This is a genomic window from Streptomyces sp. HPF1205 (assembly GCF_020400825.1).
In the GTDB taxonomy this organism is placed as follows: domain Bacteria; phylum Actinomycetota; class Actinomycetes; order Streptomycetales; family Streptomycetaceae; genus Actinacidiphila.
Map to the genome: position 1 here is coordinate 61,373 of NZ_JAINVH010000008.1, position 13,391 is coordinate 74,763.

Genomic DNA, 13,391 nt, shown 5'->3' on the forward strand with positions numbered 1-13,391 from the left:
GGCCCGGAAGCGGTCGGCCGCCGCGTCAACACGTCCGGAACCGGAGGGACTTGGCCCCCGGCCGACCGTCTGGGAGAATGATCCACGTGCGTCTACCGACACGTGGCGGGGTGGCACGTTGACCACCCCGGGCGGGGCCCAGCTCCTCGCGATCAGTGACCTGCACGTCGGATATCCCGCGAACCGCGCGATCGTGGAAGAGCTGCGGCCGGGCACGGACGAGGACTGGCTGATCGTGGCCGGGGACGTCGGTGAGCGCTCCACCGACATCCTGTGGGCCCTCGGCACCCTCAAACGGCACTTCGGCACGGTCATCTGGATGCCCGGCAACCACGAACTGTGGACGCCGCCCGACGACCCCCTCACGCTGCGCGGCGAGGAGCGCTACCGCCACCTCGTCGAGCGGCTGCGCGGCCTCGGCGTGATCACCCCCGAGGACCCGTACCCGCTGTGGGAGGGCGCCGGCGGCCCGGTGGCCGTGTGCCCCCTGTTCCTGCTGTACGACTACACCTGGCGGGCCGGCACCCCGGGCGCCGCCACCAAGGAGCAGGCCCTCGCCCACTCCCGCGAACTGGGCGTCGTCTGCACCGACGAGATGTTCCTGCACCCCGACCCGCTGCCCGGTATCGACGACTGGTGCCGGGCGCGCGTCGCCGACACCGCCCGCCGCCTCGAAGCGCTCGACCCCGCCCTGCCGACGGTCCTCGCCAACCACTGGCCGCTGCAGCGCGACCCGACCGCCGTCCTGCGCTACCCCTCCTTCGCCCTGTGGTGCGGCACCGAGCTCACCGAGGACTGGCACCTGCGCTTCCGCGCCGCCGAGGTCGTCTACGGCCACCTGCACATCCCCCGCGTCACCTACAAGGACGACGTGCGCTTCACCGAGGTCTCCCTCGGCTATCCGCGTGAATGGGGCGCCCGCGCCGCCGGTCCGGCCGGCCCGCGGCGCATCCTCGCCGGACGCCAGGGAGTCCCCCGGTGATCGAGCATCTCCTGCCGGCCGCCGTACGCTCCCGCGCCGCCTACGGCGACGAACTCGACGACGCCCCCCTCTACCCCGAGGAGGCTGTCCACGTGGCCAAGGCCGTCGCCAAGAGGCGCGCGGAATACGCCGCCGGGCGCGCCTGCGCCCGCGCCGCCCTCGCCGCGCTCGGCGCCGAACCCGGCCCCATTCCGCGCGAGGCCGAGCGCGGTGCCCCGGTCTGGCCCGAGGGCGTCGTCGGCAGCATCACCCACTGCGACGGCTACCGCGCCGCCGCCGTCGCCCGCACCACGGACGTCCTCACCCTGGGCATCGACGCCGAACCCCACGGGCCGCTGCCCGAGGGCGTCCTCGACGTCATCGTGTCCACCACCGCGGAGACCGACGCCCTGGCCGCGCTCACCGCGTCGGACCCCGCGATCCACTGGGACCGGCTGCTGTTCAGCGCCAAGGAGACCGTCTACAAGGCCTGGTACCCCTTCCACCGCCGGATGCTCGGCTTCACGGAGGCCGAACTCCTCTTCACCCGCGACGCCGGGGCCCCCGACCGCGGCACCTACACGGCCCGGCTGCTCGTACCCGGCCCGCTGCTGGCCGAGGGCACCGGCCCCGACGTCTTCAGCGGCCGCTGGATGGCCCGTGACGGCCTGGTGGTGACCGCCATAGCCGTCCCGGCCGAGGACCGCGCGGAGGCGGGCGGGGAAGCCGCGGCGTAGGGGCGGGCGGCGGTCGCCCGGCCCACGGCTCCGGCAGGGCCTTCCTGGGGGACGAGGCGGCCCGCCAGGCCCCGCGCCGGCCCGCGCCCGCGCCTTCGCACCGGCCCGCGCCCGGGACCCGCGCCAGTCCGCGCCTTCGCACCCGCCCGCGCCCAGGCCCCCGCGCCGGTCCGGGCCTTCGCACCCGCCCGCGCCCGGGCCCCCGCGCCGGCCCGCGCCCAGGCCCCCGCGCCGCGAGGTGCCAGGACCCGTGCTCCGCCGGGCCTGGCGGAAGCCGGCCGGGACCGGCCGGCCGGACAAGGCCGGCCGCGGAGCCGGTGGGGGCCCGCCGGCACGGCGATCCGGCCTCCAGGTCTTGGCCGCTGAGGTGGCCGTCCGCCCTGTTCGCCCCCGTTCGCCGCCGCGTGCGCGACCGGCACGGCTGACGGGCCTTCACTTCTTGTAAGCGGTACGGGGGATTGACGCCGCCGGGCTGTGAGGAGTTAATTCCTTCTGCCGCGTCCATGGGAGCGCTCCCAAAGCCGTCAGTGGCCGGACGCGGCCGTCCCCCACGGACCGGAGGAGCCACTCGTATGACCGCACGTGTCCGCGCCCGCAGCAGCAGAACCCTGACCGTCGCGGCGGCCGCCGTCGCGCTGGCCGCCGTCTCCGCCGTCGCGCCCGCCCACGCGGCCGGCCACCCGGGCGGCCCCGCGCCCCGGCCGGCGGCGCTCTACACCCCGCCCGCCAACCCGGGCTCGCACACGCAGATCCTGGACCTGCTCAAGCAGCACCGGTTCAAGGACGCCGCCGGGGTGCTGGCGATGACGCTGACCCCGCAGGCCGTCTGGTACACCGGCGCCGACCCGGACCAGGTGCGGGCCTCGGTCCACAAGACCGTCACCGACGCCGCCCGCCGGCACGCCGTACCGGTGCTCGCCCTGTACAACATCCCGGGCCGGGACTGCGCCCAGTACTCGGCGGGCGGCGCCGCGAACACCGCGGACTACCAGGCCTGGATCGACGCGATACGCGCCGGCGTCGGCTCGCTGCCCGCCATCATCGTGCTCGAACCGGACTCGCTCGCCCTGCTGCCGTCCGACTGCGGCATGGACGACGCCCAGGGCACCAAGACCACCGAGCGCTACGACGAGATCCACTACGCGGTGGACGCCCTCGAACCGCTCGCCGGCACCAAGGTCTACCTCGACGCGGGCCACAGCTCCTGGCACAGCGTCAACGACATCGTCCCCCGGCTCGTCGCGGCCGGTGTCGACGACGCCACCGGCTTCTTCCTGAACGTCTCCAACTACCGCACCGACAGCGAACTGGCCTGGTACGGCAAGCTCGTGTCGTCCTGCCTCAGCTACGTCCACTCCGGCGGCCCGGCGGCCGACTGCCCCAACCAGTGGTGGGCGGTCAACGACGCCCAGGCGTGGCTCGACGCCCATGTGCACACCGCGCCCTCGGCGATGAAGCACTTCATCACCGACACCAGCCGCAACGGCCAGGGCCCCTGGACGCCGCCCGCCGGCGTCTACAGCGACCCGCAGGACTGGTGCAACCCGCCGGGCCGCGGTCTGGGCGCCCGCCCGACCCTGGCCACCGGCGACCCGCTCCAGGACGCCAGGCTGTGGGTGAAGATCCCGGGCGAGTCGGACGGCCAGTGCACGCGCGGCACCGCCGGCCCCACCGATCCCGAGCGCGGCTACCAGGACCCCGCGGCCGGCCAGTGGTTCCCGCAGCAGGCGCTCGAACTGGTCCACGAGGCGAACCCCTCGCTGCTGCCGTGAGGACGGCGGCCGGCCCGGGCGTCCGCGGGCCGGCCGCCAGGATGGTAAGGACGATAAGGATGAGGCCACAGTGACAGTTCAGGGCTCCTGAGCGCTGTGAGGTGTAGGACCGCGTGCCCGAGGGCGGCACGCGGTCCGGCCTCCAGTCGTCCGCCGCTCCACGACTGTTCGGCCGCAGTTCCTCGACCGGTCCTCGACGTGACGAAGGGCGGTATGGGTGACCGCACGGACCGCCGCCGGGCGGAAGGCGGCGCAGTGACACCTTCCGCCGCCTTGGCGCCGTACCAGTGGGGACGGCTGATCCTCCGCGACCGCCGTCCCGGCGACATGGGCACGATGCGCGGTGCCGGTACGGCTGAAGAGGACGCGGTGGCGAGGACCGGGGGGCGGCGGATCCCGCGGGCGGACGACGGTCCGCTCGGGTCGGCCGTGGCCCGCGCCCGCGCGGGCGACGAGGCCGCCTTCGGCGTCGTCTACCGCGCCCTGCACCCCATGCTGCTCGGATACGTGCGCGCCCTGGTCGGCGGCGACGACGCCGACGACGTCACCTCCGACGCCTGGCACGACATCGTCCGCGACCTGCACGGCTTCCACGGCGACGGCGCCGCCTTCCGCGGCTGGGCCGCGACCATCGCCCGGCACCGGGCCCTGGACCATCTGCGCCGGGCCGGCTCCCGGCCGCGTACCACCGCGCTGGAGGGGGCCCACGTCGAGCAGGAGGCGCCCGACTCCGCCGGGGTCGCCCTGGAGAACCTGTCCACCGCGCGCGCCCTCGACCTGATCGCCGCCCTCCCGCGCGACCAGGCCGAGGCGGTCCTGCTCCGGGTCGTCCTCGGACTCAGCGGCCCCGCCGCCGCCGAGGTGCTCGGCAAGCGCCCCGGCGCCGTCCGCACCGCCGCCTACCGGGGCCTGCGCCGCCTCGCGGAGCGGATCGCCGGCCCCGGGGCGGAACCGGGTCTCCCCGGCGACGTCCGCGGCGGTACCGGGGCCGGGGCCGCCCCCGCCGGGGAGGTGTGACGTGGACCGCCGACCCGCGTCCTGGCCGGACCTCGTACGAGGGGAGCGGCTGCTGCACGGCGCGCCCGCCGATCCGGACGACCCCGGGGAGGCGCGCTTCGCCGAGGTGGTGCGCGCGGTGGCCGCGCTCGCGGGCGACCGGCCGGTGGACCCGGGGCGGGAGGAGGCCGCGCTGGCCGCGTTCCGCGCCGCACGTGAACGGCGCGGGCACCCGCCGGTACGCCCGCAGGCCACGGCCGGGGCCCGGCCCGCCTGGAAGCCGGGGGCAGAAGCGGCCGCCCCGGGGGGCCCGGCCGCCTCCGGTTCGCGCCCAGGACCCGGGAACGACCATGGAACCACGGGGTGAGGCGGCCGTACCCGCGACCGTCCGGCACAGTGGACTGCATGGTCACCGAAGTCCCCTCGCCGCGCGACCCCCACGTGCGGCACATGCGCCGCATCTTCCTCGCCGTCGTGACGGGGAGCTTCCTCTTCCTCATCCCGTGGATCGGATACCTCTCGGCCAGCCTGCCGGACCACCACGAGGTCGATCAGTGGCGGCTGGCCTGGGTCGGCTTCGACGGCGCCCTGATCGTGGTCATCGGGGTGACGGCGCTGTGCGCCTGGAAGCGGCTGCAGATCTTCATCCCCTGGGCGATGATCAGCGCGACGCTGCTGTGCTGCGACGCCTGGTTCGACATCATCCTGGACTGGAACACCGGCGAGCTGACCGGCGCGATCCTCACCGCCGCTTTCGCCGAGCTCCCGCTCGCGCTGCTCCTGTTCTACGCGGCCCGCAAGATGATCAGGCTGACCGTCCTCATAGCCTGGCAGCAGGCCGGCCGGGGCGCTCCGGTACCACCGCTGTCGCGCCTGTCGATGGGCGTGCTCACCTCCGAGGACGAGTTCGACGCCGAGTGGCCCCGGCAGGCGGGCGAGCACGACAAGGGGTACGGCGGGCCCGACGCCCCCCGGCCGTCGGCCCGCCCCGGCCCGAACGCGCCGGACGGCACCCACGCCCGGGACGCGGCCCGCCACGCGCCGGACGGCGCGCGCCACGAATCCAGCGGCGCGCGCCACGAATCCAATGGCACCCGCCGCGATCCCGGCGACCGCACCGGCGGCCGGGGCCCGCACGACAGCCGCAACGGAGAACGCCGATGACCGCGCAGCCCCCGCTGTACGACGTCCTCGTCGTCGGCGGTACCGGGGTGGACACCATCGTCCGGGTCGACGCCCTCGCCATACCCGACGGCGACTCCGTCGGCGTCCCGCCGATCGTCGACTACGTGGCGCACACCGGCAACGGCGTCGCGCTCGGCTTCCACGCCCTGGGCCTTGCCACCAAGTTCGTCGACTTCCTCGGCGACGACCCGCAGGGCCGGATGATCCTGGACCGCTATGCCGCCGCGGGGCTGGACTTCAGCCACCTGCCGGCGCCCGCCGGCACCCCGCGCAGCGTCAACCTGGTGGACCGCGACGGCCGCCGCTTCTCCTTCTACGACGGCCGGCACCCCGAGGGGCTGCGGCTGCCGCGTGACTTCTACCTGCCGTTCCTCACCCGGGCCCGCCATGTGCACGTCTCGCGGTCGCCCCACGCCCAGGACGTCTTCGAGGACGCCGCGCGCCTCGGCCGTACGGTGTCCACCGACCTGCACGCCTGGGACGGCGAGGACTCCTCGGCGCATCCGTGGGCGTTCGGCGCCGACCTGGTCTTCCTCAGCGCCGCCGCGGTCGGGGAACGCGTCGGCGAGGTGATGCGCAAGATCGCGGCCGCCGGCCGGGCCTCGCTCGTGGTGGCCACCGACGGCGCAGCCGGCTGCCACGTCCTGCGGCGGGGCGAGGAGCGGCCACGGCACTTCCCGGCCGTCGTGCCGGAGCGGCCCGTCGTGGACAGCAACGGCGCGGGGGACGCCTTCCTGACCGCCTTCCTGCACGCCTGGTTCGGCGGCGCCGACCTGGAGACGTGCGTGCTGGCCGGATCCGTCTCCGGTGCCTACGCCTGCGGCGGCCCGGGCACGCACGAGGAACTCATCTCGGCCGCCGCCCTCGCGGCGGCCGTCGGCCGCGCCCGGTACGCGCGGCCTGCCGCGCCGTAGCGCGAGCGCTGCCCGCTGCCCGCCCCGCCCTCAGCCCGCCTCGATCCTGCGCACCGCCGTGTCCAGGGCGGCGTCCCGCGACGCGTAGACCTCGCACACCGGCGCCCCGCTGGGCGTCCGGGTGTGGTCGATCTCCCACAGGCTCAGCTCGCTGCCGTCCAGCAGCAGGAAGGCGTGCTCGTACAGCGACCAGGACACCAGGCGGCCGCCGATCAGCGCGCTGCGGCGGGTCACGATCGTGATGTCGTGGGCGATCGCGGCGCGCAGCCGGGCCCCGACGTCCGGGCCGGGGGCGTTGACGTTCGCCGCGCGGCGCAGCAGCCGCCGGGCGTGCTCGGCCGAGTGGCCCTCGGTGTAGGCGCGGCGGCGCTCCTCCTCGCCGTCCTCCGGCGGGAGGCCCGGCTCAGTGCCCTGGTGCGGCAGCGCCGCGGCGGCCGGCGGACGCCAGACCGCCCCGGGTTCGGGGAAGACGGCCGGGCCGCCGAAGGCGAGGTCCACGTCCCACTCGGCCAGCGCCAGGTCCTCGCGGTCGGTGAAGACGGCGTGCCGCACGAGCCCGTCGGGGTGGGTGTTGTGCTCCAGCTCCCACAGCACCCGCACGTCTCCGTCCGGCAGCAGGAAACTGTGCCGGTACGTCCGCCGGTTCAGCCGCCGCGGCGGGCCCTTGGTGTGCCGGCAGGACTGGAGCCCGCAGTAGTGCATCAGCGCGGACCGCACCTCGGCGAGGTGCCGGGCCGCCCGTTCACCGTTCTCCGCCCGGTCCAGCAGGCCGGCGAGCTGATCGGCCGGCCTGCCACCGGACCTGACGACCTCCGCCGCCCGCGTGGGCTCCGCGTCCATGCCGCGCCCCTCCGGTTCCGACGTGCACTGACCTGACGGCGACTCAGGGTAGTAGCGGCGTCGCCGATTGCGCCCGTGCCGGAGAAGATTTCCGGGTGCACTCGGGGAACGTGCGCGCCCCCGGGGGCGCGAGGGCCGCACACTACTGCGCGTCCGACCGGCCGTGCGCCTCCTAGCCGGGGAACGGCGTGCCGCAGCGGGCGCACACCGGCGCCGACAGGTCCTCACGGAACGCCCCGCACTCCTCGCACACCCGGTTCAGCCAGCACACCGGGTCGCCGCCCTCGGTGACCTCGGCGCGGTCCGCCGGCCGCGTCCCGTCGTCGGTCATGACGCCTCGCTCCTCTCGCCGGCCCCTGTCCCGGGCACCTCGGAGATGTAGTCCGCGCCGGCCGGCCGCCGGTCACGGGCGTCCCAGCGGCTCATCGCGCGGCGCAGCGAGCGGGACTCGGCGAACCCCAGGCGGGCGGCGCGGGTCTGGGCGCCGGCGCGCTCCCGCCGCAGGGCCGCGGACTGCTCCCGGCGCACGGCGTCCAGTTCGGCCCGCCAGGTGGTGCCCGCCTCGGCGAGCCGCCGCTGCAGGGTACGGGTGCTGACGGTGAGCCGGCGGGCCGCCTCCGCGAGCGAGGGCCGCCCGTCGGGCAACTGCTCGATGATCGCCTCACGCAGCCCCGGCACCGGCAGCTCCGTGTACGGCGGGGCGGGCGCGGCGGCGGCCGCCGCCCGCCCGATGATCGCGGCCAGCGCCGGGTCGGCGGCGGGCAGCGGGCGTTCGAGATCCCGGCGGTGCAGCGTGATCGAGTCGGCGGGTGCGCCGAACTCCAGCCGCGCCGCGCCGAAGGCGTCCTCGTACACGTCGGTCCTGCGCGGCGCGCGGTGGGTGAAGGAGACCCGCAGCGGGGACAGCGCGGTCCCGGTGGCGTACCGCAGCTGCGCGGTGATGACGCCGAGCGCGAACTCGGCCACCACCGCCCGCAGTTCGTCGTCGCCGCGCAGCACGGAGTACGTGACGGTCACCTCGTCGCCCGACTCCTCGACCGTGAGCGTCGAGTTGGTGCTCACCAGGTGCACGTGCGCGGCCTCGCGGGCCAGCCCCTCACCGAGGGTGGGCGCCGTGCTCAGCAGGTAGTCCAGCAGGTCCAGCCGCCCGGGTCGGTAGCCGGCGGCGGCCAGCAGACCGGCCCGCGCGCACCCGCTCCTGGCCAGCACCGTGCCCCACAGCCGGTAGGTGCCGGCGGACGGCACCCGCGCCGTCTCCGGAGCCTGCAGCACCGCGGGCAGCCCCGCCGCCCGCACCAGCCCCTCCGCCTCGCGCGGCGCGCGGGCCACGGCCGTCGCTATGAGCCGGGGCACCACCACGCTTTCGGTCAGCGAGCCCCAGTCGGCCGGGGCGGGCGGACGCGCCGCGGCGGCGGGCGCCGGGGCCGGCGCGGCGCGCCGGGCGGTGGCGCGGCCGGCGGTCCCGGACGGGTCGCGGGACTGCTCGGCGGCTGGCATACCGGGCACCTCCGGACGGTGGGGGGAATGGTCGCCTCCGGTGTGGGGCCGGAGTGTTCTCGCAGCTTACGCGGGATGTGGCGCAATGTGTCCACCCGCTGGCGCGTTCCGTCCTCCCTGCGGCGCCCCGGCCGGGACATGATCCCTGTAGCGGCGCCCGCGGGTGCCGCGGCAACCACGTGGGGGAGTCGTGGAGCCAGCGGGGGAGAGCCGGTACGGACCGTCGGTCCGTACCGGCTCCGGCGTTTCGCGGCAGTCAGGTGTCCGGATCCAGCCAGTGGGCCCGACCGAGGCTGATGATCCGCATCCGCATGCGGGCCGCGTGCACCAGCCGTTCGCGGGCCGCCGGGTCGTCGGCGGGCACGTCCAGCAGGGCTGCCGCGGTCGACACCATGTGGTCGACGTACAGGTCGGCGAGCACCCGCAGGTCCTCGGCGGTCCACCCGGCCGAGGCGGGCCGCGCGGCCAGCCCGGCGGCCACCTCGTCGCCGAATCCGCGCAGTTGGGCCGCGATGGCCGCGCGCACCGGGGCCACTCCGCCGTAGCGCTCGCGGGCGATGAAGCGGATGTGCGGGCGGTGCCGCTCGACGTACCCGGCGATGATCGCCACCGCGCGGTCGATGGTGTCCGCGGAGCCGGTGCCGTCCGCCATCACCGACCGCACCACGCCGTGCAGGCTGCCCAGCGACTCCTCGACGAGCGCCACCCCGAGGCCGGCCATGTCGGGGAAGTGCCGGTAGAAGGCGGCGGGTGACACGCCCACCTCGCGGGTGACTTCGCGCAGTCCCAGGCTGCTGAGGTTCTGGTGCTCCAGCAGCCGCAGCCCGGCGTCCAGCAGCGCCTGCCGCGTCTGCCGCTTGCGGTCCTGCCGGACCCCGGGGATGTGACTCATGTCATTCAGTAAACAACCGTTCGCCGACTTTCGCCACCGTACACTGGGGTAGTCAGTAAACAGTTGTAAGCCGAAATTCGACTCCTCGGAGGTGCGGCCGACATGAGCCTCGTCGTTCTCCTGCTGGGCATGGGCATCCTCATGGGCGCCGCCGCCCACACCTCGCTCACGGTCTTCACCGTCGCCGCCGCGGCCGTCGTGCTGTGGCTGGCCGCCTTCGCCGTGCGCGAGCGCCTCGGCCGCCGCCGCGGCTGAGCCCGCGGCCCGCCGCGGCGCCCGGTCCGTCCGTCCGCTCGCCTCGACCGTTCCAGGAAGGGACACCGTGAAAACCGCAGTCGCGAATCCCGCAGCCACCGCACGCGAACCGCTCGCGACCGGCAGCCCGGCCGCGCGCGGGACCCGCGACGCCGACGGCATGGCCGTCGCGTCCTTCCTGCTGGGCCTGCCCGGCCTGCTCGTCCTCAACTTCGTGCTCGGCCCCGCCGCCGTCGTGCTGGCCCTGGTCGCCCTCGGCCGGGGCACCGCCCGCCGCGGGCGCGCCCTGCTCGGCCTCGCGCTCGGCGTGGCCGACCTGGCCGTCATGATCGCGCTGACCGTCGCCGACCACGGCGTCATCTGGTCCTTCACCTGAGCGGGGCCGGCCGCGGCCGGCCCCCGATCCCCGATATGGCGAGGTCCCGCCTCCGCGTACGGAGGCGGGACCTCGCCATATCGCCGCCCATCCGGCGCGAGCCCGGCACGGGGCGCGCGCCCCGGCCTCAGCTCAGGTCGATGCCCGGGTAGAGCGGGAAGCCCGCCAGCAGGTCGGCCGCCCGCTTGGCCACCTGCTCGGCCACGGAGGCGTCCAGCAGGTGGTGCGCCTTGGACAGGCCGCCCTTGGGGGCCGGCGCGGCCGAGGCCGCCGTCAGCACGGTGTCCAGCAGCCCGGCGATCTCGTCCATCTCCGCGGTGCCGAGGCCCCGCGTGGTCAGCGCCGGGGTGCCGATCCGGATGCCCGAGGTGTACCAGGCGCCGTTGGGGTCCTGCGGGACCGAGTTGCGGTTGGTGACGATCCCGGCCTCCAGCAGCGCGGCCTCGGCCTGACGGCCGGTCAGCCCGTAGCCCGACACGTCGATGAGCACCAGGTGGTTGTCGGTGCCGCCGGTCACCAGGGTGGCGCCGCGCCGCAGCAGGCCCTCGGCCAGCGCCCGCGCGTTGTCCACGATCGCCCGGGCGTACGAGCCGAACTCCGGCCGCCCCGCCTCGGCCAGCGCCACCGCCTTCGCCGCCATCACGTGCGGCAGCGGACCGCCGAGCACCATCGGGCAGCCGCGGTCGACGTGCTCGGCCAGCGAGTCGTCGCACAGCACCATGCCGCCGCGCGGGCCGCGCAGCGACTTGTGCGTGGTGGTGGTGACGATCTGGGCGTGCGGCACCGGGTCGAAGTCCCCGGTCAGCACCTTGCCCGCGACCAGGCCCGCGAAGTGCGCCATGTCCACCATCAAGGTGGCCCCCACCTCGTCGGCGATCTCCCGCATCAGGCGGAAGTTCACCAGCCGCGGATACGCCGAGTAGCCCGCCACCAGGATCAGCGGCCGGAACTCGCGGGCCGTGGCCCGCAGGGCGTCGTAGTCCAGCAGCCCGGTGGCCGGATCGGTGCCGTAGCTGCGCTGGTCGAACATCTTGCCCGAGATGTTGGGGCGGAAGCCGTGGGTCAGGTGCCCGCCGGCGTCCAGCGACATGCCCAGCATCCGCTGGTTGCCGAACGCCGTCCGCAGCCGCGCCCAGTCCTGCTCGGACAGGTCGTTGACCTGGCGGACGCCGGCCTCGGCCAGCGCCGGGGCCTCCACCCGCTGGGAGAGCACCGACCAGAACGCCACCAGGTTGGCGTCGATGCCCGAGTGCGGCTGCACATAGGCGTGCGCGGCGCCGAAGACGGACCGGGCGTGCTCGGCGGCCAGCGACTCCACGGTGTCCACGTTGCGGCAGCCGGCGTAGAAGCGCCTGCCGACGGTGCCCTCGGCGTACTTGTCGCTGAACCAGTTGCCCATCGCCAGCAGCGTGGCCGGCGAGGCGTAGTTCTCGCTCGCGATGAGCTTGAGCATCTCGCGCTGGTCGGTGATCTCGCTCGCGATGGCGTCCGCGACGCGCGGCTCCACACCGCGGATCACGTCCAGCGCGCTGCGGAAGGCGGTCGACTCGGTGGAGTACGGGGTCCGCGCAGCGGCGGATGAGGTGGCTGACGGCTCGGCTGCGGCCATGGGGTCCTCCGGTTTCGGCGACGGAACGGCCCAGGCGCACGGCACTTCAGCGCAAGCAACGCGAGCCGCTCCCCGATGGTTGCACCCATCCCAGCGCGCCAGTCACGGCCCTGTCCGAGCTTAGCCCACGGCCCGGGCCCCGGTGGGGCGCGGCCCGGGTGTTTGGATGGTGTTCATGGAGGATCCCAAGGAGTGGGCCCGGCCCGCGCCCGCCCTGGCGGGGCAGTTGCCGGGACAGGGCGAGCGGTCCGCGTCTGGTGTGGTCACCCGGGTGAGCGGCGGGACCGGGGTGATCGCACTGGACCGGCCCCGGGCGCTGAACGCGCTGGACCTGCCGATGGTCACGGCGATGACCGAGGTGCTGCGGCGGTGGCACGACGACCCCGCCGTGCGCTCGGTGCTCGTGCGGAGCACCTCGCCGAAGGCGTTCTGCGCGGGCGGCGACATCCGGGCGGTGCGCGAGGCCGGGATGCGCGGCGACGACGCGGCCGTGAGCGCGTACTTCGCCGCCGAGTACGCGCTCGACGCGCTGGTCGCCCGGTACCCCAAGCCGTACACCGCCCTGATCGACGGGTTCGCCATGGGCGGCGGGCTGGGCATCAGCGTGCACGGCTCGGCGCTGGTGGTGACCGAACGCGCGGTGCTCGCGATGCCCGAGACGGCGATCGGCTTCTTCCCCGACGTCGGCGCCGGGTACTTCCTGCCCCGCCTGCCCGGCGGGCTGGGCATGTACCTGGGCCTGACGGGGGTACGTGTACCGGGCGCGGCCGCCGTGGAGTACGGGCTGGCCACCCACTACGTGCCCGCCCGTGACCTGGCCGCGCTGGAGGACGCCCTGACCGGCGGTACGGGGGCGGGGGACGGCGAGCGGGGCGCGCGCGGCCCCGCCGGGGTGCTGGAGAGGTTCGCCGTCACCCCGCCGCCGTCGGAACCGGCCGGCCGTCGCGCCGCCATCGACCGCTGCTTCGGCCCGCACGTCCCCGATCTCGCCGACGTACGGGAGCGCCTGGCCGCGGAGCCGGACACCGAGTGGGCGGCCGACACGCTCGCCGTGCTCGACCGGGCCTCGCCGATGAGCCTCGCGGTCACCTTCGACCTGCTGCGGGCGGGCGCCGGATCGGACCTGGAGGAGTGCCTGGCCCGCGACCTCGACCTCGCCCGGCGGGTCGCCCGCCATCCCGACTTCCACGAGGGGGTGCGGGCCGCCCTGGTCGACAAGGACCGCGCCCCGCGCTGGCCGAGCGCCCTCCGGCCGTCGTCCGCCCTCCGCCTCCCGTCCATCATGTGAGAATCGGGTGTCATCATGCGGACATGCCGGAGTACGGTGATCACCGGCCCGTGAGGCGGCGGGCCGCGG

At 75.4% G+C, this 13,391-nt stretch carries 15 protein-coding genes; 10 read left to right on the forward strand and 5 right to left on the reverse strand.

Features of this window, described 5'->3' with window-relative positions; all coding sequences use genetic code 11:
• Window positions 1-118: 118 nt before the first annotated feature.
• The 7 genes from K7G61_RS11435 to K7G61_RS11465 all read left to right on the forward strand — a co-directional run bounded on the left by K7G61_RS11435 (window position 119) and on the right by K7G61_RS11465 (window position 6,565).
• Window positions 119-982 carry a metallophosphoesterase gene (locus K7G61_RS11435; protein WP_225846633.1) on the forward strand — a complete coding sequence of 288 codons (864 nt, stop codon included), beginning with the start codon at window positions 119-121 and terminating at the stop codon, window positions 980-982.
• Window positions 979-1,698, forward strand: coding sequence for a 4'-phosphopantetheinyl transferase superfamily protein (locus K7G61_RS11440; protein ID WP_225846634.1), 720 nt, complete (start codon window positions 979-981; stop codon window positions 1,696-1,698). Before K7G61_RS11435 ends, K7G61_RS11440 begins: the two co-directional genes overlap by 4 nt.
• Before the next feature lie 572 nt (window positions 1,699-2,270).
• Window positions 2,271-3,470 carry a glycoside hydrolase family 6 protein gene (locus K7G61_RS11445; RefSeq protein WP_225846635.1) on the forward strand — a complete coding sequence of 400 codons (1,200 nt, stop codon included), beginning with the start codon at window positions 2,271-2,273 and terminating at the stop codon, window positions 3,468-3,470.
• A 369-nt stretch (window positions 3,471-3,839) separates the two neighbouring features.
• Window positions 3,840-4,487, forward strand: a complete 648-nt coding sequence (locus tag K7G61_RS11450) for an RNA polymerase sigma factor (RefSeq protein ID WP_374204119.1) — start codon at window positions 3,840-3,842, stop codon at window positions 4,485-4,487.
• 1 nt (window position 4,488) lies between these two features.
• A complete protein-coding gene (locus K7G61_RS11455) occupies window positions 4,489-4,833 on the forward strand; it encodes a hypothetical protein (protein ID WP_225846637.1) in 345 nt (114 codons plus the stop codon).
• A 38-nt stretch (window positions 4,834-4,871) separates the two neighbouring features.
• A complete protein-coding gene (locus tag K7G61_RS11460; protein ID WP_225846638.1) occupies window positions 4,872-5,630 on the forward strand; it encodes a hypothetical protein in 759 nt (252 codons plus the stop codon).
• Window positions 5,627-6,565 carry a carbohydrate kinase family protein gene (locus K7G61_RS11465; protein WP_225846639.1) on the forward strand — a complete coding sequence of 313 codons (939 nt, stop codon included), beginning with the start codon at window positions 5,627-5,629 and terminating at the stop codon, window positions 6,563-6,565. Before K7G61_RS11460 ends, K7G61_RS11465 begins: the two co-directional genes overlap by 4 nt.
• 30 nt (window positions 6,566-6,595) lie before the next feature.
• On the opposite strand, the gene K7G61_RS11470 is transcribed toward K7G61_RS11465, so the two are convergent.
• The 4 genes from K7G61_RS11470 to K7G61_RS11485 form a co-directional block, all read right to left on the reverse strand.
• Entirely contained in the window at window positions 6,596-7,405 is an 810-nt protein-coding gene (locus tag K7G61_RS11470) for a DUF6227 family protein (RefSeq protein ID WP_225846640.1), read from the reverse strand.
• Window positions 7,406-7,577: 172 nt separating this feature from the next.
• Window positions 7,578-7,736: a hypothetical protein gene (locus tag K7G61_RS11475; protein WP_225846641.1), complete on the reverse strand. Its 159-nt coding sequence runs from the start codon at window positions 7,734-7,736 to the stop codon at window positions 7,578-7,580.
• Complete coding sequence (locus tag K7G61_RS11480; RefSeq protein ID WP_225846642.1) at window positions 7,733-8,902, reverse strand: AraC family transcriptional regulator ligand-binding domain-containing protein; 1,170 nt, start codon at window positions 8,900-8,902, stop codon at window positions 7,733-7,735. Before K7G61_RS11480 ends, K7G61_RS11475 begins: the two co-directional genes overlap by 4 nt.
• A gap of 256 nt (window positions 8,903-9,158) precedes the next feature.
• Window positions 9,159-9,794, reverse strand: coding sequence for a TetR family transcriptional regulator (locus K7G61_RS11485; RefSeq protein ID WP_225846643.1), 636 nt, complete (start codon window positions 9,792-9,794; stop codon window positions 9,159-9,161).
• A gap of 102 nt (window positions 9,795-9,896) precedes the next feature.
• Here K7G61_RS11485 and K7G61_RS11490 point away from each other — a divergent pair, with 102 nt between their 5' ends.
• Window positions 9,897-10,049, forward strand: a complete 153-nt coding sequence (locus K7G61_RS11490; protein WP_225846644.1) for a hypothetical protein — start codon at window positions 9,897-9,899, stop codon at window positions 10,047-10,049.
• Between the two features lie 160 nt (window positions 10,050-10,209).
• Window positions 10,210-10,425, forward strand: coding sequence for a DUF4190 domain-containing protein (locus K7G61_RS11495; RefSeq protein WP_263984256.1), 216 nt, complete (start codon window positions 10,210-10,212; stop codon window positions 10,423-10,425).
• Window positions 10,426-10,552: 127 nt separating this feature from the next.
• Here K7G61_RS11495 and K7G61_RS11500 read toward each other — a convergent pair whose 3' ends face one another.
• Window positions 10,553-12,034, reverse strand: a complete 1,482-nt coding sequence (locus K7G61_RS11500; RefSeq protein ID WP_225846646.1) for a glycine hydroxymethyltransferase — start codon at window positions 12,032-12,034, stop codon at window positions 10,553-10,555.
• 175 nt (window positions 12,035-12,209) lie between these two features.
• Between K7G61_RS11500 and K7G61_RS11505 the strand changes: the two genes are divergently transcribed.
• Complete coding sequence (locus tag K7G61_RS11505) at window positions 12,210-13,322, forward strand: enoyl-CoA hydratase/isomerase family protein (RefSeq protein WP_225846647.1); 1,113 nt, start codon at window positions 12,210-12,212, stop codon at window positions 13,320-13,322.
• The last annotated feature ends 69 nt before the right edge of the window (window positions 13,323-13,391 follow it).